The 15,811-nt window shown below is 60.5% G+C and carries 17 protein-coding genes; 9 read left to right on the top strand and 8 right to left on the bottom strand.

The features are described from left to right. Both HHL09_RS19540 and HHL09_RS19535 read right to left on the bottom strand, forming a co-directional pair. Entirely contained in the window at positions 1-903 is a 903-nt protein-coding gene (locus HHL09_RS19540; RefSeq protein ID WP_169456311.1) for a M56 family metallopeptidase, read from the bottom strand. Between the two features lie 399 nt (positions 904-1,302). Beyond that, the gene (locus HHL09_RS19535) at positions 1,303-1,680 is read right to left on the bottom strand and encodes a BlaI/MecI/CopY family transcriptional regulator (RefSeq protein WP_169456310.1); all 378 of its coding nucleotides are present in this window, start codon (positions 1,678-1,680) and stop codon (positions 1,303-1,305) included. 102 nt (positions 1,681-1,782) lie between these two features. Between HHL09_RS19535 and HHL09_RS19530 the strand changes: the two genes are divergently transcribed. Further along, positions 1,783-2,706 (top strand): hypothetical protein, encoded by a 924-nt coding sequence (locus HHL09_RS19530; protein WP_169456309.1) that lies wholly within the window; start codon positions 1,783-1,785, stop codon positions 2,704-2,706. Continuing rightward, complete coding sequence (locus HHL09_RS19525; RefSeq protein ID WP_169456308.1) at positions 2,703-2,876, top strand: hypothetical protein; 174 nt, start codon at positions 2,703-2,705, stop codon at positions 2,874-2,876. Before HHL09_RS19530 ends, HHL09_RS19525 begins: the two co-directional genes overlap by 4 nt. Here the strand turns inward: HHL09_RS19525 and HHL09_RS19520 are convergent. After that, on the bottom strand, positions 2,863-4,044 hold the full coding sequence (locus HHL09_RS19520) for an FG-GAP repeat domain-containing protein (RefSeq protein ID WP_169456307.1): 1,182 nt from the start codon (positions 4,042-4,044) through the stop codon (positions 2,863-2,865). The genes HHL09_RS19525 and HHL09_RS19520 overlap by 14 nt on opposite strands. 117 nt (positions 4,045-4,161) lie before the next feature. Between HHL09_RS19520 and HHL09_RS19515 the strand changes: the two genes are divergently transcribed. Beyond that, entirely contained in the window at positions 4,162-5,454 is a 1,293-nt protein-coding gene (locus tag HHL09_RS19515; RefSeq protein WP_169456306.1) for an SGNH/GDSL hydrolase family protein, read from the top strand. Between the two features lie 62 nt (positions 5,455-5,516). On the opposite strand, the gene HHL09_RS19510 is transcribed toward HHL09_RS19515, so the two are convergent. From HHL09_RS19510 to HHL09_RS19500, 3 genes are all read right to left on the bottom strand, one after another. Further along, on the bottom strand, positions 5,517-5,897 hold the full coding sequence (locus tag HHL09_RS19510) for a VOC family protein (RefSeq protein ID WP_169456305.1): 381 nt from the start codon (positions 5,895-5,897) through the stop codon (positions 5,517-5,519). A gap of 141 nt (positions 5,898-6,038) precedes the next feature. After that, positions 6,039-6,629: a PEP-CTERM sorting domain-containing protein gene (locus HHL09_RS19505; RefSeq protein ID WP_169456304.1), complete on the bottom strand. Its 591-nt coding sequence runs from the start codon at positions 6,627-6,629 to the stop codon at positions 6,039-6,041. 200 nt (positions 6,630-6,829) lie between these two features. Beyond that, on the bottom strand, positions 6,830-7,792 hold the full coding sequence (locus tag HHL09_RS19500; protein WP_169456303.1) for a helix-turn-helix transcriptional regulator: 963 nt from the start codon (positions 7,790-7,792) through the stop codon (positions 6,830-6,832). Between the two features lie 152 nt (positions 7,793-7,944). On the opposite strand from HHL09_RS19500, the gene HHL09_RS19495 reads away from it, so the two are divergent. Further along, positions 7,945-9,411, top strand: coding sequence for a hypothetical protein (locus HHL09_RS19495; protein ID WP_169456302.1), 1,467 nt, complete (start codon positions 7,945-7,947; stop codon positions 9,409-9,411). A 104-nt stretch (positions 9,412-9,515) separates the two neighbouring features. Here HHL09_RS19495 and HHL09_RS19490 read toward each other — a convergent pair whose 3' ends face one another. Further along, positions 9,516-9,980 carry a cupin domain-containing protein gene (locus HHL09_RS19490; RefSeq protein WP_169456301.1) on the bottom strand — a complete coding sequence of 155 codons (465 nt, stop codon included), beginning with the start codon at positions 9,978-9,980 and terminating at the stop codon, positions 9,516-9,518. Positions 9,981-10,098: 118 nt separating this feature from the next. On the opposite strand from HHL09_RS19490, the gene HHL09_RS19485 reads away from it, so the two are divergent. Next, the gene (locus HHL09_RS19485; RefSeq protein WP_169456300.1) at positions 10,099-12,774 is read left to right on the top strand and encodes an MGH1-like glycoside hydrolase domain-containing protein; all 2,676 of its coding nucleotides are present in this window, start codon (positions 10,099-10,101) and stop codon (positions 12,772-12,774) included. Between the two features lie 91 nt (positions 12,775-12,865). Here HHL09_RS19485 and ykgO read toward each other — a convergent pair whose 3' ends face one another. Next, positions 12,866-13,030, bottom strand: a complete 165-nt coding sequence (ykgO, locus tag HHL09_RS19480) for a type B 50S ribosomal protein L36 (protein WP_169456299.1) — start codon at positions 13,028-13,030, stop codon at positions 12,866-12,868. Between the two features lie 130 nt (positions 13,031-13,160). Between ykgO and ruvB the strand changes: the two genes are divergently transcribed. Genes ruvB through HHL09_RS19460 form a run of 4 tightly spaced genes read left to right on the top strand, consistent with a single transcriptional unit; the run spans position 13,161 to position 15,807 of the window. After that, positions 13,161-14,186: a Holliday junction branch migration DNA helicase RuvB gene (ruvB, locus tag HHL09_RS19475; RefSeq protein ID WP_169456298.1), complete on the top strand. Its 1,026-nt coding sequence runs from the start codon at positions 13,161-13,163 to the stop codon at positions 14,184-14,186. A 55-nt stretch (positions 14,187-14,241) separates the two neighbouring features. Then, on the top strand, positions 14,242-14,667 hold the full coding sequence (locus HHL09_RS19470; RefSeq protein ID WP_169456297.1) for a Fur family transcriptional regulator: 426 nt from the start codon (positions 14,242-14,244) through the stop codon (positions 14,665-14,667). After that, entirely contained in the window at positions 14,664-14,921 is a 258-nt protein-coding gene (locus HHL09_RS19465; RefSeq protein WP_169456296.1) for a hypothetical protein, read from the top strand. Before HHL09_RS19470 ends, HHL09_RS19465 begins: the two co-directional genes overlap by 4 nt. Then, positions 14,914-15,807 carry a tyrosine recombinase XerC gene (locus HHL09_RS19460; protein WP_169456295.1) on the top strand — a complete coding sequence of 298 codons (894 nt, stop codon included), beginning with the start codon at positions 14,914-14,916 and terminating at the stop codon, positions 15,805-15,807. The genes HHL09_RS19465 and HHL09_RS19460 overlap by 8 nt, the downstream gene beginning before the upstream one ends. The last annotated feature ends 4 nt before the right edge of the window (positions 15,808-15,811 follow it).

The following is a 15,811-nucleotide window of genomic DNA, read 5'->3' as shown; positions in this document are numbered from 1 at the left end:
TCAATCCCCCGGAAACGGATCCGCCTCCAACCTCGTCCGAATCTCTTCCACGGGAATCGCCGGCTTCGCCGGGCGCTCGGCACGTCGCAGGATCACCAGTCCGATCGCGGTGAGCGCGGTGAACACGATCAACAGTACCAGCGCAGCACGGGATCCCCTCGGCACCTTCGTCATCATCCGGCGTACCCGCGCTTCCAAGCCACCTTGATGAGCCATGGCCAGCGTGGTCGCAGGAGCCTTCGCCGAGGCTGCCAGATCGCAGAGAACGTTCGCGTAGCGGTCCGCCCGGAAGCCATCCGCCACCACCGCTTCATCGCAGGCAAACTCACACTGATCCGCCAAGCGGCGGGACATCCACCAGACCAGCGGATTGCACCAGTGAAGCGTGCAGGCCACCGCACCAATCGCCCGCCACAAGGGATCGCGGCGCTGGTGATGCTTCATCTCATGGGCGAGAACCGCTTCCCGCGTTTCCGGCGGCCACTCTTCCCATTCCGCAGGCACGAAGATCACAGGACTCCAGATCCCCGCAGCCACCGGGCCCGGGTAGCTTCTCAGAAGCCGGACATCGACGATCAGATCACCCGCTTCACGCACGCCGACGCGCTCGGACTCACGGCGCCACTTCAGCAATTGGGCCAGCGCGGTCACCAGACGCTGCGATGCGATCGCCACACCGATGCCCCAGATCCACGGCAACCACCGCATGAACGCGGATTGCTCTTCCGCCACATCCGCAGGAGGCAGCACCTCCCACTTCGGCAGAAAGAACAACAAGGGGAACAGCGCAAGCAAGATAAGGGCGCACAAGGTCAGCCGTGGATCGCGCGCCACATCACGCCGTCCCGCCAGCCACACGGCGGTGGCAGCGATCAGCGAGAAGGCGATGGCGGTCGCGATCATGGCAGGCGGCTCCGAATCTCAGCCTCCAACTGACGTGACTCCTCGCTTCGGGTGAACGCGGGAAAATCGGCGATCTCAATCTCCAAGTTCTGATCTTGCAGATTTCGCCGGAGCGACATCGTGACATCGGCTCCCTCCATCTCCTTTGTATACCAGAGCAGCGGGGCTCCGGGCTGAGGCATCGTTGTCACTCCTCCGAACGAGTAGCCCCGCTTTGAAGCCATTTCCCCCATCACCCGCTTTGCCTTTGTCTGGCTGAGGCTTTGACCTCCCGGCACTGCGGATGCGGGCCCAGAAAGGGGAATGGTTGCTACCGCGGCAGGATCGCAGGCAACCAGCAAAGGCGAAAGAAGCAGCGGAATGATTGAAGAACCTTTCATAGGTTATAGGGTCGCCCTGCTACTTCGAATCTTCGGGTCCGATCAGCTTGCGGATCTTCTCGATCTCTTCCGTGCTCAGTTGCTGGTCCTTCGGATCCAGCAAGGCGGCCACCAGCTTCTCCGGCCGGCCTTCAAAGAAAGTGGAGAGCAATTGCTTCAAGGCGGAGCGCTTCGCCTTCTTTTCCGGCACCGCCGGACGATACACGTAGCGGCGCGAGTCCTTGCGAAATGCGACCAGACCTTTCTCCATCATCGTCGCAAGCAGCGCCCGCACGGCGGAGTAGGTAGGAGCATCCGTCATTTCATCCAGCACCTCCTGCGCCGTGGCTTCACCCTTCCGATACAAAATGTCCATCACCTGCCGCTCACGGCGGGCCAAGCTTTCCGCATTGCTCATGACTCAGGAATAGCGCCTGCTGGAAAAGCCGCAATTTAAATGTTGAAAAAACTGCATTTAAAATTTGACCATCTGAACCCAAAATGCTGTTTTTCCAGCACCATGAAATTCCTCATGCTGCTGACGAAATCTCCCGCCCTCCGGAGAACTCCCCTCCTACTCGCCTCCGCCCTTACCGCGCTGTGGCTCTCCAGTTGTGCCAGCAACGCTCCTCTAGCCGGGAGCAATGACTACAGCCCGCCAACTCCTGCTACCACTGGCGAAAATGCTTCCGACATCGTCACTGCCGGACTTCGTAGCGGGGACGGTGCAATCAACCGCAACAACATCGATTACCTCCTTAACAACCCGAGGAAATCCGAACGGAAGGCTGCTGAGGAACGTCCCGGCCTCGCCACCGGCTTCGGCGAACAAGTCGAATCACCTTGGAACCGCCAGTCCTTCGTCCGTGCCTCGTCAAAGCCCGACGGCACCGGCTTGGTCTACTATAACAATCGCGAGGGCATCGACGCCATGGCCGGTTCCAAGTCAAAGACCAATAGCACCCAGCTTATCTCCGGTGAGAAAATCGAATGGGGCATCAAGGGTGGCATGAGCTACCTCCCCACCTACATGAACTATCTGTCATGGGGAAACCACAACCGCCGCTTCGTTGTCGGCAAGAAGGACTCCAGCTACTCGATCACCCTGAAGAATCGCTGCAAAAGCCGCTTGGAGGTCGTACTCAGCGTCGACGGGCTCGATGTCATCGATGGCAAGACCGCCTCCGTCAGCAAGCGCGGCTACGTGATCGCTCCGGGCGAAACCCTTGAGGTGAAGGGCTGGCGCACCAGCCCCGAGACCGTCGCCCGTTTCCGCTTCTCAAGCGTGGGCGGATCCTACGCCAATCTCTCCACCGGTGAACACCGCAATGTGGGCGTCATCGGTGCCGCGGTCTTCACGGAAAAGGATGTCGATCCCTGGACCTGGATGCCGCGCGAAGTGAATGAGCGGCTGAACGCAGATCCCTTCGCCAAAGCGCCATGAACATCTTCAAGGTCCTCTCGCCCGGTTTCCTGAGCCTCGGCTTCTTTGCGGTCGGTCTCTCCTGCATGACCTTGGGGACCTGTAGCGCCCCTACGGCCACTGCGACTGCCTCCAGCCAAGAGATGGAGGCAGCCCAAGCGGAGCCCGAGCTCCTGCTCAGCGCGAAATGATGTGGACGCCCTTCTTGCTGCCGGCGGCAAACTCCAGTTTGCCGTCGCCATCGAGATCCACCGCTAGCACTTGGCAACCGACGCCGGAGTCATCATCCACGACTTCCGCGTCCCACTTCACACCGTTGCCTTCCTTGCGATTGAAGAAGATCACCGCCAGCGCGGGATCTCGCTCGCCAGGATCATTGCCATTGTGCGCCCAGAAGCGCTTGCCGGTGATGAAGTCCATGCGCCCATCGTTGTCGAAGTCTCCGGCCTCCAGCGCATGCAGTTGGCTGAATTGAAGCCCACCCGGCCCGGTCTTGCTCGGGTCTTCCGGAAGGATTTCGTGGCGTTCGAAGGTCACCTTCCCGTCCTTACGACGATTCTCGTACCAGACGAGGCCGTAGCCATGACCATTGAGGCTGGTAATCATGTCATTGTCGCCGTCCTTGTCGGCGTCGAAAACCAGCATCTGGGCTCCGCCCGGACCAGCGAAAGGCTCGGGGTGATAAGTCCACGTGCCTCCCTTTTCCTTCGGCTGCTCGAACCAGCCCTGCTTCTCAATGATGTCCATCTTGCCATCGCCACTCAGATCCCCCGCTCCCAAGCCGTGGGTATAGGGTGAGTCGGTCCGCTTTTCGGAAATCGCAATGAAGGACCACGGCTTGGTCACATCGGACCAATCGACCTCGGCGTAGCCGAACTTGCCACCCTGCTGGCAGACGAGTTCCTTTTTGCCATCGCCATCGAGATCCAGCCACAGCGGACTCTCGGTAGCGGCCTCGGTCATCACCCGATGTGCGGGCCAATCCCCTTCCTTGCCGGGGTTGATGTAGAGGGTCATGTCCTTGCCCGGATGGCTGGCCATGAGGATGTCGTTGCGACCATCGCCATTCAGGTCTTCCACCCAGCTCAGGAAGGAATCTTCCATGTAGCCGTTGATGGGCATCGCACGGCCCGGGCGGTAAAGCTTGCCCTCCTTGAAATCGGGGCCCTTGAACCAAAAGGCACCCGCGACGAGATCCTTCACTCCGTCCCCGTCGAGATCCCCGGCCGAGAGGCCTTCCGTGAGGAAGTCTTTGGTCAGCACCCTCTTGTGCCAAGGCGAGCCTCCCTCGGGAACTTTTGCGGCAGAGTAGGCCAGCACGAACAGGCCCGCAGGCAGGATCAGAACGATGGGTTTCATGAATCGATGAATCGGAAGGAAACGTTGCCTAGCTCCCGGTCCTTTCGCGCCTGATTTCTCCGGATAGCAGGATTGCCCCTTGATACATCGGCCCCGCCGGGATCGTCTGATGGAAGCATGAACCGCCGATTCTGTCTCCTCTACCTTTCCCTAGTCCTGCCCCTCGCCGCGAAGGAACTTGCTCCCCTGCCAGACACCCTTTCCGCCTACGTGCTGGACCCCGCCCCGGAGCCTTCCGGATTGCTGCTGAGAAAGGGTGATCGCGTCGCCATCTGCGGGGACTCGATCACGGAGCAGAAGCGTTACTCCGTCATCATGGAGGCCTATCTCACGGCCTCGCTCCCGGAGCTTGAAATCACCTGCCGCCAGTATGGCTGGAGCGGTGAACAGGCGGGCGGCTTCCTCGGTCGCCTGCAGAGCGACGTGCTGCGCTTCCAGCCCACCTTCGCCACCTCCTGTTACGGGATGAATGACTTCCGCTACGTGCCCTACAACGAGCAGATCGCAGAGGAATACCGGAAGAACGAAACCACCATGGTCCAGGCCTTCAAGAAAGCCGGGGCCCGCGTCCTGCTCGGTTCCCCTGGCATCATCGATACCGTGCCGCATTGGGTGAAAAGCGCCGCCGGGACGAAGGAGGACCTCAATCTCTCGCTCTCCAAATTCCGCAACATCGGCATTCAGATCGCCGCCGCGGAGCAGGTCGCCTTCGCCGATGTCTACCGGCCAATGCTGGTGGCCGACTACGATGCGGAAAAACTCCACGGCCCCGATTTCATGGTCGCAGGCAAGGACGGCGTGCACCCCGGCTGGGCAGGCCAAGTGGTGATGGCTTATGCATTCCTGAAAGGCATGGGCATCGATGGTGATCTGGGCACCATCACCTTTGACGCCACCTCCGGGAAAGCCTCCTCCAGCTTCGGACACGAAGTGATCTCCAGCCAAGATGGCAAGATCACGCTCAAGAGCACCAAAATTCCCTTCAGTCCCGGCCCCGGCGATCTGAAGAGCGACGACTCGATCCGTGCCGGGCTGGCCCTGATCCCATTCGACGATGAATTGAACCGCATCACCCTGAAGGTCGCCTCTCCTTCCGCGACGAGCTATGAAGTCACATGGGGAGAAACCTCGAAGACGTATTCGTCCGAAGAACTGGCGAAAGGCGTGAACCTCGCGAAGGACTTCCAGACCCATCCGCTTCTTCCGGCCTTCAAGAAGATCTGGGATGCCGTCGCCGCGAAACAAGAATACGAAACCCGCCAGATCAAACAGCTGGTCCACGGCCCCGAGGGAGCCGCCGATCTCGAAGGCACCTTCGCCGTGACGGAAAAAGCCCGGGCGCCGCTCGCCAAGGCAATCGCCGATGCGAAGCAGCCTGTGGAACACGTCATCACCATCAAGGCGAAGTAAAGCATGTACACCGAAACGCCTGCCGTCACGAAGACGGCAGGCAAATCGGGGGACCAGCCGGCTTACGCCATGCTGTGGAGGCCGACCACGTTGCCATCCGGATCGCTGAAGATCCCGATGAAGCCGTGCGGCGGAATGGCCATGCGCTCTCGGACCACCACACCACCTGCCGACGGGATCCGGGAAAGGACATTGTCGAGTTCCCCTTCCACATTCAGGTAGACCATCGTGCCACCGGCACCCGGCTTGCACTGGTCACAGGCTTGGGTCAGGCAGCCACCCACGCCGAGTTCCTGGTTGAAGTTGAAGATGGCCATGTTGCAGTCGGTCGTTTCCGACTGCACCTGGGTCAGCTCGCTGCCAAGGATGGTGCCGTAGAAGTCCTTGGCCTTGCCGAGGTCGCTCACGAAAATCTCAAACCAGTTCAGTGCGTCGTCTTTCATGTTCGTTTGGAGTAGGATCTTGGTTGCCCGGGTCGTCCGGGTTCACGTCGAACAGGAAAGCACGGCCTACTGACAACCCTATGTCAGGAGGGTTCTGGAAAATGTTCGGGGGCGAAAAAAGGACCCTGAACAGTGCCCCGCCTACTCTCTCACACGCCTGCGGATCCCCGCCGTTCCCAATGCTGCGATACCGCAGAGGGCCAAGGAACCCGGCTCGGGAACTACCGTCAGGGTGAATGGCCTGCGATCTTCCACCGGAGTGAAATTTTGCTCCATCACCAGCAGAAAGGAGCCGATCGTGGTTAGGCTAAAATCCGTCTGCTGGTACATGCCTGAGGAGGAGAGGATGCTGAGTGAAGTGGGGAGACTCGCATCGCTGAACAGTGTGCCCGTCGGATCCGCTAGCAGGATCGACAGTCCCGACACACCCATCCCCAGAAAGGTCTCTTCCGGGGTGGGCAGAGGGCCGACCGCAATCCGGATCCCGTCTCCATCTGGAGTATCATTCCATACCGAAATCCCGGAGCCTGCGTCTCCTACACCGGAAATAGTCTCGCTACCCAGCTTGATCTCCATCGAGGAAAGCGGCCCGTAGGACTTCGAGTTCACTTCGTTTTCTTCCGCGGGCCCTGTTCCCGGAGCTAACTCGGAGTCGAAGGAGAAAGTCACCACCAGCGGGGTCGATGCCGACCCGCCGTGCTCGGAGGCGTCGATCGTGGTTTCAAATCGCATGAACACAGTGGCGGCCGGTGCCAGCCCAGTGAGAAGGAGCGAGGCGAGAATCGATTGCAGATTCATAGTTTAATATCGGATGAACAACTTACGAGTTATCACAATTCATGCCATGATGACAATCAATCATCACCACGAACCTGACTTCTGCTCATGGAAGAGCACCGGCGGCAAGGCACACCGCTGGGCGACTCAGGCTTCTAAACGCCTGAAAAAACATCCGCATAGCGCCCCGCGATCTCCATCGCGGCGTCATGCATCGCTTCCCGCATCTCCGGCGGTTCCACCACCTGCACCCGTGTCCCGAAGCTCATCAGCCAACTCGTCAGCCAGTGAACCGAGAAGGCAAGGATCTCCATTTTCACCCGGCCATCGCCAAGCTTGTGCTCCACCACCGGCGTGCAGGGCATTTCCGCGCGGAAGCGTTCCACGACCTCCGCCTCCACCACCACGGTTGCCGGGATCAACTCGTCGCTCTCGATGAGCTTGTGAAGGAAGTCCTTCACAGAAAAAGAGGCGTGCCCTTCGTAGCACTCCTCCAGCGCCTCCCAACTGGTGAAGCGGTCCAAGCGGAAATCCCGGAAGTCCTTTCTCAGACGGCAATAGGCGATCAAATGCCACTGCCGTGAATAGAAGACCACGCCCAGCGGCTCCACCACCCGATAGGTAATCTCTCCCTTGTTCCCCGCATTGTAGCGAAGGGCCAGGCAACGCCGCCGCACGATCGCATCTTGGATCGGCATCAGGGAGTCCCGCTTGTCATCGGAACCCGCCCGGCGGAACCAGACGCCGACCACATTCTTCAAGCGATTGAGATACTCCTTCTTGTCCTCCGGCAGCACGGATTTGATCTTCAGCAGCCCCGCTTTCAACGAAAGCCTCAGCGATTCATCCGCGATCTGCTCCGTGACCTCGCCGCTCATGAAAAGCGCTGCCGCCTCATCCTCCGTGAACATGACCGGCGGCATGTGGTAGCCGCGCATCAGGCTATATCCCACGCCCGCCTCCGCGATGATCGGCACTCCCGCCTCCCCCAATGCCCCGAGGTCCCGATAGACCGTCCGCACGCTGATCTCGAAATGCGCCGCGATCTGCTCCGCCGTGATCACCCGCTGGCTTTGCAGCAGCAGGATCATTCCGGTCAGGCGGTCGATTCGATTCATCGGGAAACGCTCCCATGCTAGGAGTTCTGAAGAACACTACAATGCCGGATTCACCTCCCAGGGACAAAGCCCCATGAAGGGACCGTGAAAAGGCGATGCAGAAATCCAACCGCGTTTGACAGAAGGCATATCAAGCAACTATCTGCCTGATCATGTCGGAAAAACCCATGATCGGCAGCAACCAGAAACAGCGTTATGGGGGCGCGATTCCCGCTTTGCTGGGACTTGCCTGTTCCCCGCTGGCTAATGCCCAGTCGCCCGCCACGCTTCCTGAGCCGCTGGTCATTTCGAAGGTGCAGCTCGTCTTCTCCGTGGTCTCTCACTACTCCCACCTCGGTGAGCGGATCAATTTTTACAACGTAAAGGGCGTCCCCGCAGGCAACACCAATTACGCGGTGCCCCATCTCGTGTGCGACCCGATTGTGACGCTCTACAATCCTACAAACGCCACGGTGACACGAGGAAAGGCGCGCGTTGCGATCAATGACCCTCCGGTGGCCTTCCGGTTCAAGAAGAACGCCAATTTCCTCCGCACGGAGTTTTGGAACGGTGAGTTCCACGGGCTGGGCCGGTTCCAGATCGCCAACGAAAAGAACCCGTCCGTACGGAAATCGTTCACCATGCTCCTTCGAGAGATGGGCCCTGCGTCACCTGGCGCTGCCCTTGTTCTGATGCCCGGTGAAGCCAAGGAATTCGCTCCTTGGGTGGAAGCCGATTGGACCTGGGGAAAGGAAACCGCAGGTGGCTACCTACCGCGATCGTTCTCCGATTGGAACTACGACAACAACTTCACCAATCGCGACAACCGCACCAACAATCAGTTCGGGGTAGAAGCGGTTTCCGGCTTGGACCTGCGAGCCGGCTTCCAATGGGAACACCTCTCTTACACCACACGTCCGCTTGCCACCCGCTACGATTTCGAGCAGGCAAACAACTGGGATGCAGGCTGGGTCGGGATCAAGCTGACCGATACTTTCAACGTCGAAGTAAAGCCCTCCCGGACTGTCTCCCAGGCAATCCTACCCGACTACTCGGTCGATCTGCTCGGCGGCAACATCGTGGACAAGGTCCGCGACCTGCGCCGGTCGTTTCCTTTCAAACTCCAGAATCTGAGCGTTCCCAATCCCTCCGATCCTGTGATTTCGAGGACTTTCAAGGTGGGGGATCTCCTGCAACAGCCGGCGGACATGACTCCGGGAGGAAAGTCGCCCATCGCGGTCCTTACGATGATAGCCAAAACACAGGCCCTGCTGGAGAATCGCTTCTACGAAAAGCCCGCCCTTCCCACGGAAGATCTCTACGAGTTCGATTTCCGGGAGATCTCGGATTTTTCAGACCCCCGCCGCTTTTTCGGCCCCTCGGACGTTCCGTCACAAGATCAGTCGATCCTTAGGACCACGCGTTCAGGAAACACCTTGGCCTTGGACGTGGCCTTCGGCCTCGCAACCGGATCCTGGAAAGTGATGGGGAGTTCCTCGCTCACCGACGGCTTTACGGAAGACCTCTCTTCCCGCGCCACCTTCATCCCGGGTCCGACGGACTCGGGCATCGGAAAGGTGATCATCGATATCACAGGGATGGGTGAGCACTACTTCGTAAGGCTGGAGCCGGCGTCCTGATCCAAAGCAACCAAGAGGACTCATCCAAAAGAGAAGGTCCGCGCCAGCCGGAGGGAAGCTGAACGCGGACCAACGGGAGGTCGGGTGAAGGAAAATCTCCGGACTCAGGGGGTCTGGTAAAAGATCCCGTGCTCCGAGCTGATCTGGACGATGCGGTCCATGTCCGGACCGCCGTCGCGGTGGAATTCCTCGGTGCAGCGCGCGAAAAAGGTGTCGAAGCCAGCCGGGATCGCTTGAACGAGCATCTTCAGCGGCGTCTGGCCGGCGTTCCGGTAGCTATGCACTCCACCCCGCGGAAGGTAGAGGGTGGTGCCAGCGGGCACCGCGGCCCACTCGCCATCCCTGAAAAATTCGGCCTCGCCCTCCAGCACGTGAAAGATTTCTTCCTCGTTTTCATGCCAGTGAGGCGGGGGCCCGCCTCCGGGCTGTGTCACCACGGTGAAAAGGGTACATTGCCCGCCGGTCTGGGCACCCGTCAGCAGGAAAGTGACACGATCACCAAAGGCATCGTAAACCGGGGCATCTTCCGGCAAGGTAACCACCGGGGGGAGAAGGACGGGAGCGCTCATTTCCAGTGAGGCATGACAGATCCGCCGTTCTCTTTCAATACACCCTTCGGTGCATCGATTTACCCCGTGGAACACTCTTTCTGGTGACGGTGCACGGTTCCTGCTCTAACGGGCTTGGATGACGAGGGAACACGAACGCTTGGACGAGGATCTGAGCCGGGGGAAAAATTGGAAACGCTGGGGTCCCTACCTCAGCGAGCGCCAATGGGGGACGGTGCGCGAGGATTATTCGGAGTTCGGGAACAGCTGGGGAGAGTTCCCCCACGACCATGCCCGCCGCCGCGCCTACCGCTGGGGCGAGGACGGCCTCCAAGGCTGGTGCGACCGCCAGTGCCGCCTCTGCTTCGCTCCCGCCCTATGGAACGAAAAGGATACCATTCTGAAAGAACGCCTCTTCGGACTCGGCGGAAACGAGGGCAACCACGGGGAGGACGTGAAGGAGTGCTACTACTACCTCGATTCCACCCCCACCCACTCCTACACGAAGGCGCTCTACAAATACCCACAAGCCAAGTTTCCCTACACCGAGATCCGCGAAAAGAATGCCCTGCTCGGCCGCGAAGGCCCGGAGTTGGAACTTGCCGACATGGGAATGTTCGACAACGGACGCTATTTCGATGTCGTCCAAGAGGTCGCGAAACGCTCGCCGGAGGACATCCTATGGCGTATCACCGTGACCAATCACGGGCCGGATCCCGCGCCCATCCACGTGCTCCCCACCCTCTGGTTCCGCAATGTGTGGAAGTGGGGCAGCGAGCGCGAAACCCCGCTGCGCAAGCCATCCATCGCCCTCCATGGCGACCACGTCTTCGCCTCTCACGAAACCCTGGGGGATTACCTCTTCTATGCCGACTCTCCGGATTTCGATGACGATGAAGAATGGCTCTTCACCGATAACGAGACGGACTACCCGGCGATCTACAACTTCGGCGGGCCTTCGGAGTATGTGAAGGACGCCTTTCACAAGCTGCTGATCCAAGGGGATAGGGAGGCCGTTTCCCCGCTCCCGATGGGCACCAAGGCAACCCCGCACTTCCATTTCATGGTCGCACCCGGGGCCTCCGTGACGGTCCGCTGCCGGCTTCACTCCACGCTTGCCAATAACGACATCCACGGTCTGGAGCAGTTCGAGGAAACCTTCACCGAACGCATCGCGGAAAGCGACGCCTTCTACAGCGAGGTCATCCCCAAGGGTCTCTCGCACGAGGAGAATCTCATCTGCCGCCAGGGATATGCGGGCCTGCTCTGGACGAAGCAATTCTACCACTACGTCATCGAAGATTGGCTGAAGGGCGATAGCGACGGCCCGCCACCGCCGGAAGCGCGCCTCAAGGGACGCAATTCGGATTGGGGCCATTTCTTTGCACGCGATATCCTCTCAATGCCGGACAAGTGGGAGTATCCATGGTTCGCCGCGTGGGACTCCGCTTTCCACATGATTCCCTTCGCCACGGTCGACCCCGATTTCGCGAAGGACCAACTGCTGCTGCTGCTCAGGGAATGGTACATGCACCCGAATGGCCAGTTGCCGGCCTACGAGTGGAATTTCTCCGACGTGAATCCTCCGGTCCACGCTTGGGCGGTGTGGCGCGTCTACAAGATCGCGGACCCGAAGGGCCAGCGCGACTTGCTCTTCTTGGAGCGCGCCTTCCAGAAGCTGCTGATGAATTTCACCTGGTGGGTCAATCGCAAGGATATGGAGGGACGCCATGTCTTCGGCGGCGGCTTCCTCGGCCTCGATAACATCGGGGTCTTTGATCGCTCCCACGCACTTCCTGACGGCGGCAAGCTTCACCAAGCCGATGGCACGGCATGGATGGCTTCCTACTGCCTGCTCATGCTTGCGATGTCGCTGGAACTCGCCGCGGAGAAGCCGGCCTACGAGGACATCGCCTCGAAGTTCTTCGAGCATTTCGTCAGCATCACGGACGCCATCAACTCGCTCGGCGGCACCGGCCTCTGGGACGATACGGATGGCTTCTACTACGATCAGCTCATCATCAACCACGACGACCCGGTGCCACTGCGCATCCGCTCGCTGGTTGGCCTCTTGCCCATGTGTGCGGTCACCGTGCTAAAGCAGACCACCATCGAGTCCTTGCCCGGCTTCCGGAAACGCATGGATTGGTTCCTGAGCAGCCGCCCGGAGCTTCTGAAGTATATCAATGTCCGCCGTCACACCGGTGACAAGAAGTCCGCACTCTGCCTGCTGGCCATTCCTTCCGAGGCTCAGCTCCGCAAGACCCTTCAACGCATGCTGGACCCGAAGGAGTTCCTTTCCGAATTCGGGATCCGCTCCCTGAGCAAGGCCCATGAAGAGGAGCCCTTCGTTTTCGAACATGGCGGCACCACCAATGAGGTCGCCTACACGCCCGGGGAATCGAACACCGACATGTTCGGAGGCAATTCAAACTGGCGTGGCCCGATTTGGTTCCCTACGAACTTCCTGATCGTGGAAGCCCTCGAGCGTTACCACCACTTTTACGGGGATAGCTTCAAAATCGAATACCCCACCGGCTCCGGCGTGCAAAAAACTCTCAAGGAAGTCGCGATCGACATTTGCGACCGCCTGATCTCGCTTTTCACCCCGGACAAGAACGGATACCGCCCCTGCTTCGGCGAGGCGCATCGCTACACGGATGTTCCGCACTGGCAGGAACTCCTGCTCTTCCACGAATACTTCCACGCGGAAACCGGGGAAGGCCTGGGGGCATCCCATCAAACAGGCTGGACCTCGCTTGTAGTCCGCCTCGTCCGGGAACGCCGCGAAAAACTCTGCCACAAGACGCTCTGAGCCCTGTCAGGACGTCCTTCCAGGCAAAACAAAGAGGCGACCCACGCGGGTCGCCTCCTTTGAAAAGCCGTTTGATCCGGCCGAAGCGGGATTACTTCACGCCCTGCTTGGAGAGGCGCGTACCCTTGGTGGCACCTTGGCGGGCCTTGAACTTCGGGTTGGACTTGCAGATGACGTAGAGCGTGCCCTTGCGGCGCACGACTTGGCAGTCGGCGTGGCGGCGCTTCATCGAGGCGAGAGAAGAAAGAACTTTCATGGCGCTAAAAGGGCGTGTCGTTTCGGGGCCGCGGACCATAGGGACCCGGGCAGGCATGTAAAGCCGATTCTCACGTGAAAAATCGTGTTCATTCGACCGCTAGCGTGATTTTCTCTCTGCGCGCCCCGGGATGAGCGAAAATTTCTACCAGAAAACCACCACCGCGCCGACCACGTCCTTCGACGTTTCCCTGCGCCCGCCCGTCTTCTCGGAGTTCATCGGCCAGGAAAAGGTCAAGGACCGCCTGCTGCTGATGGTCGAGGCCGCGCGCCAACGGGGCGACGTGCTGGACCATGTGCTGCTCTCGGGCCCGCCGGGGCTTGGGAAGACGACCTTGGCAAATATCATTGCCCGGGCAACCGGCTCTCAGCTCCACGTCACCTCCGGCCCGCAGATCGAGAAAGCCGGCGACTTGGCCGGGGTGCTGACGAATCTCCAGAAGGGCGACGTCCTCTTCATCGACGAGATCCATCGCCTTCACCCGGCGATCGAGGAATACCTCTATCCCGCGATGGAGGACTTCCGGCTGGATATCATCATCGACTCCGGTCCGTCTGCCCGCTCGATTCAGCTGAATCTTCCTCGTTTCACCTTGGTGGGCGCCACCACCCGCTCCGGGATGCTCACGGCACCGCTGCGTTCGCGCTTCGGACTCGTGAACCGGTTGGACTACTACACGCAGCAAGAACTGGCCCAGATCATCGAACGTTCCGCAGGGCTGCTGGACATTCCGATGCAGCGCGATGGGGCCATGGAGATCGCCGCGCGTTCCCGTGGGACCCCGCGCGTAGCAAATGCGCTGCTCCGCTGGGTCCGCGATTACGCGCAGGTGAAGGGAAATGGCACCATCACCGGCCCAATCGCGGACGCCGCGCTGGCGATGATCGAAATCGACGCCCAAGGCCTCGATGAAATGGACAAGCGGATCCTGGAAGCGCTGATCTACAAGTTCAACGGCGGTCCGGTGGGCGTCGGTTCGCTGGCCGTGGCGGTTGGCGAAGACGCAGCGACGATCGAGGAAGTGCACGAGCCTTTCCTGATCCTGCAGGGCTACCTCCAGCGCACCCCGCGCGGCCGGATCGCCCTTCCCGCGGCCTATACCAAGATCGGTGCCACGATGCCGCCTCCGGCGGACGGGCAGCCGACCTTGCTGTGACCCGGCCCGCTTTCCCCCTTTCCCTCCAGCATATCCAAACCTATCCTCCCCGCGGATGTCCGAAGTCGTCACCCAAACCATCGACCGCTGCCGCGCTGCCGGCCTGCGCCGGACCAAGGCGCTGGAGGAACTCATTGTGACCCTGCTGGACTCGCCGCGGCCGATGACCCTGAGCGAACTCGCGGCCTCGGAACGGCTGCGCGACCAGTGCGACAAGGCCACCGTCTTCCGCCTGCTCCAGCGCTTGGCCGAGAAGGGCGTGGTGCGCCGTCTCGGACTCCATGAACGGGCCGCTTATTTCACGCTGTTGATCCCGGGACGCCACCAGGACTACCTGATCTGCACCGAGTGCGGCAGCATCGAGGCGGTGAAGGCCCCCTGCCCCGTCCACGAGTTGGAAGACGAGATCCGCCGCAAGACGGGCTTCCGCAATCTTTACCACGAACTGGAGTTCTTCGGCACCTGCCCCGCCTGCGCATGAACCGGCTTGTCCGCATTGCCCTCACGCTCTTCGTCTCCGCGACCGTCCTGATCTTCCTGGTGCTCCAGCGCTTGCAGCGCGCCAAGGAGATCGGGGTAGGTGCAGATGCCAACGAGCTGAGCCGGTTTGCCAAATCCGAACTCCAGATGGCCTATATCGGCATGGGGATCGTGGCGATCATGCTGATCGCGGGCGTGGTCTTGATCATCACCGCCATCGCCAAGGCGAAGAAGAAGCCTGCGACGCATGGATGAGGAGCTGGAGGCAGCCTTCCTGAAGTTCATGGAGGTGGAGCGCAGCGCTTCGCCGCGCACGCTCGCCAACTACCAGCTGGCGATGGAAGCTTGCCGCACATGGTTCGGCGAACGCTTCCTTGGTTGGAGGGAAGTGACAGCGGATGAGTTCCGGCGCTGGCTGTTCGAGATGATGAAGGCGGGGCTTGCGAAAGCGACGATCCGCCTGCGCTTCGCCGCGATCCGGTCCTTCTACAAGTATCTCGTTCATCGCCGCGGCCTTGCGAAGAGCCCGGTGGCGGAGGTGCAGCTTCCGAAGCCGGAGAAGAAGTTGCCGGTGGTGCTGACAATCGCGCAGATCGAGGAACTGCTGGCGCTGCCGCTGCAGGTGCCGCTCTACAAGCAGACGCAGCCGTGGATGCCGCTGCGGGATGCGGCGATCCTGGAGCTCTTCTACTCCTGCGGGCTGCGTATCTCCGAGTTGCGGGGGCTGGATGTGAAGGACATCGACATCCTCGGCGAGAACGTCCGGGTGATGGGCAAGGGCTCGAAGGAGCGGATCGTGCCGATCGGTGGACCGGCAATGTCGGCGCTGCAGCGCTATCAGCGGGAAGCGGCGGTAACAAACGGGCCGCTGTTCCTTGGCAAGAGCCGGACGCGGATCACCCAGCAGGCGATCGACTTGCTGCTGAAGAAGTATCTCAAGCTAAGCTCGATCCCCTTCAAGATCTCACCGCACAAGCTGCGGCACAGCTTCGCGACGCATCTGCTCGATGCCGGGGCTGACCTGCGTTCGGTGCAGAGCCTGCTAGGCCATGCCTCGCTCTCCACCACGCAGATCTATACCCACGTGACGAAGGAGCGGCTGCGCCAGGCCTATGACGAGGCGCATCCCCGGGCGAAGTAGTGCG

It is taken from the genome of Luteolibacter luteus (genome assembly GCF_012913485.1).
Taxonomy (GTDB): domain Bacteria; phylum Verrucomicrobiota; class Verrucomicrobiia; order Verrucomicrobiales; family Akkermansiaceae; genus Haloferula; species Haloferula lutea.
The sequence above is the reverse complement of the archived record's forward strand: the minus strand, read 5'-3'. Positions and strand labels throughout refer to the sequence as shown.

Excerpts from the sequence above, each read along its gene's own strand:
- HHL09_RS19540 (WP_169456311.1), bottom strand. The coding sequence starts at position 903 with ATGATCGCGACCGCCATCGCCTTCTCGCTGATCGCTGCCACCGCCGTG.
- HHL09_RS19535 (WP_169456310.1), bottom strand. The coding sequence starts at position 1,680 with ATGAGCAATGCGGAAAGCTTGGCCCGCCGTGAGCGGCAGGTGATGGAC.
- HHL09_RS19530 (WP_169456309.1), top strand. The coding sequence starts at position 1,783 with ATGAAATTCCTCATGCTGCTGACGAAATCTCCCGCCCTCCGGAGAACT.
- HHL09_RS19525 (WP_169456308.1), top strand. The coding sequence starts at position 2,703 with ATGAACATCTTCAAGGTCCTCTCGCCCGGTTTCCTGAGCCTCGGCTTC.
- HHL09_RS19520 (WP_169456307.1), bottom strand. The coding sequence starts at position 4,044 with ATGAAACCCATCGTTCTGATCCTGCCTGCGGGCCTGTTCGTGCTGGCC.
- HHL09_RS19515 (WP_169456306.1), top strand. The coding sequence starts at position 4,162 with ATGAACCGCCGATTCTGTCTCCTCTACCTTTCCCTAGTCCTGCCCCTC.
- HHL09_RS19510 (WP_169456305.1), bottom strand. The coding sequence starts at position 5,897 with ATGAAAGACGACGCACTGAACTGGTTTGAGATTTTCGTGAGCGACCTC.
- HHL09_RS19505 (WP_169456304.1), bottom strand. The coding sequence starts at position 6,629 with ATGCGATTTGAAACCACGATCGACGCCTCCGAGCACGGCGGGTCGGCA.
- HHL09_RS19500 (WP_169456303.1), bottom strand. The coding sequence starts at position 7,792 with ATGAATCGAATCGACCGCCTGACCGGAATGATCCTGCTGCTGCAAAGC.
- HHL09_RS19495 (WP_169456302.1), top strand. The coding sequence starts at position 7,945 with ATGTCGGAAAAACCCATGATCGGCAGCAACCAGAAACAGCGTTATGGG.
- HHL09_RS19490 (WP_169456301.1), bottom strand. The coding sequence starts at position 9,980 with ATGAGCGCTCCCGTCCTTCTCCCCCCGGTGGTTACCTTGCCGGAAGAT.
- HHL09_RS19485 (WP_169456300.1), top strand. The coding sequence starts at position 10,099 with ATGACGAGGGAACACGAACGCTTGGACGAGGATCTGAGCCGGGGGAAA.
- ykgO (WP_169456299.1), bottom strand. The coding sequence starts at position 13,030 with ATGAAAGTTCTTTCTTCTCTCGCCTCGATGAAGCGCCGCCACGCCGAC.
- ruvB (WP_169456298.1), top strand. The coding sequence starts at position 13,161 with ATGAGCGAAAATTTCTACCAGAAAACCACCACCGCGCCGACCACGTCC.
- HHL09_RS19470 (WP_169456297.1), top strand. The coding sequence starts at position 14,242 with ATGTCCGAAGTCGTCACCCAAACCATCGACCGCTGCCGCGCTGCCGGC.
- HHL09_RS19465 (WP_169456296.1), top strand. The coding sequence starts at position 14,664 with ATGAACCGGCTTGTCCGCATTGCCCTCACGCTCTTCGTCTCCGCGACC.
- HHL09_RS19460 (WP_169456295.1), top strand. The coding sequence starts at position 14,914 with ATGGATGAGGAGCTGGAGGCAGCCTTCCTGAAGTTCATGGAGGTGGAG.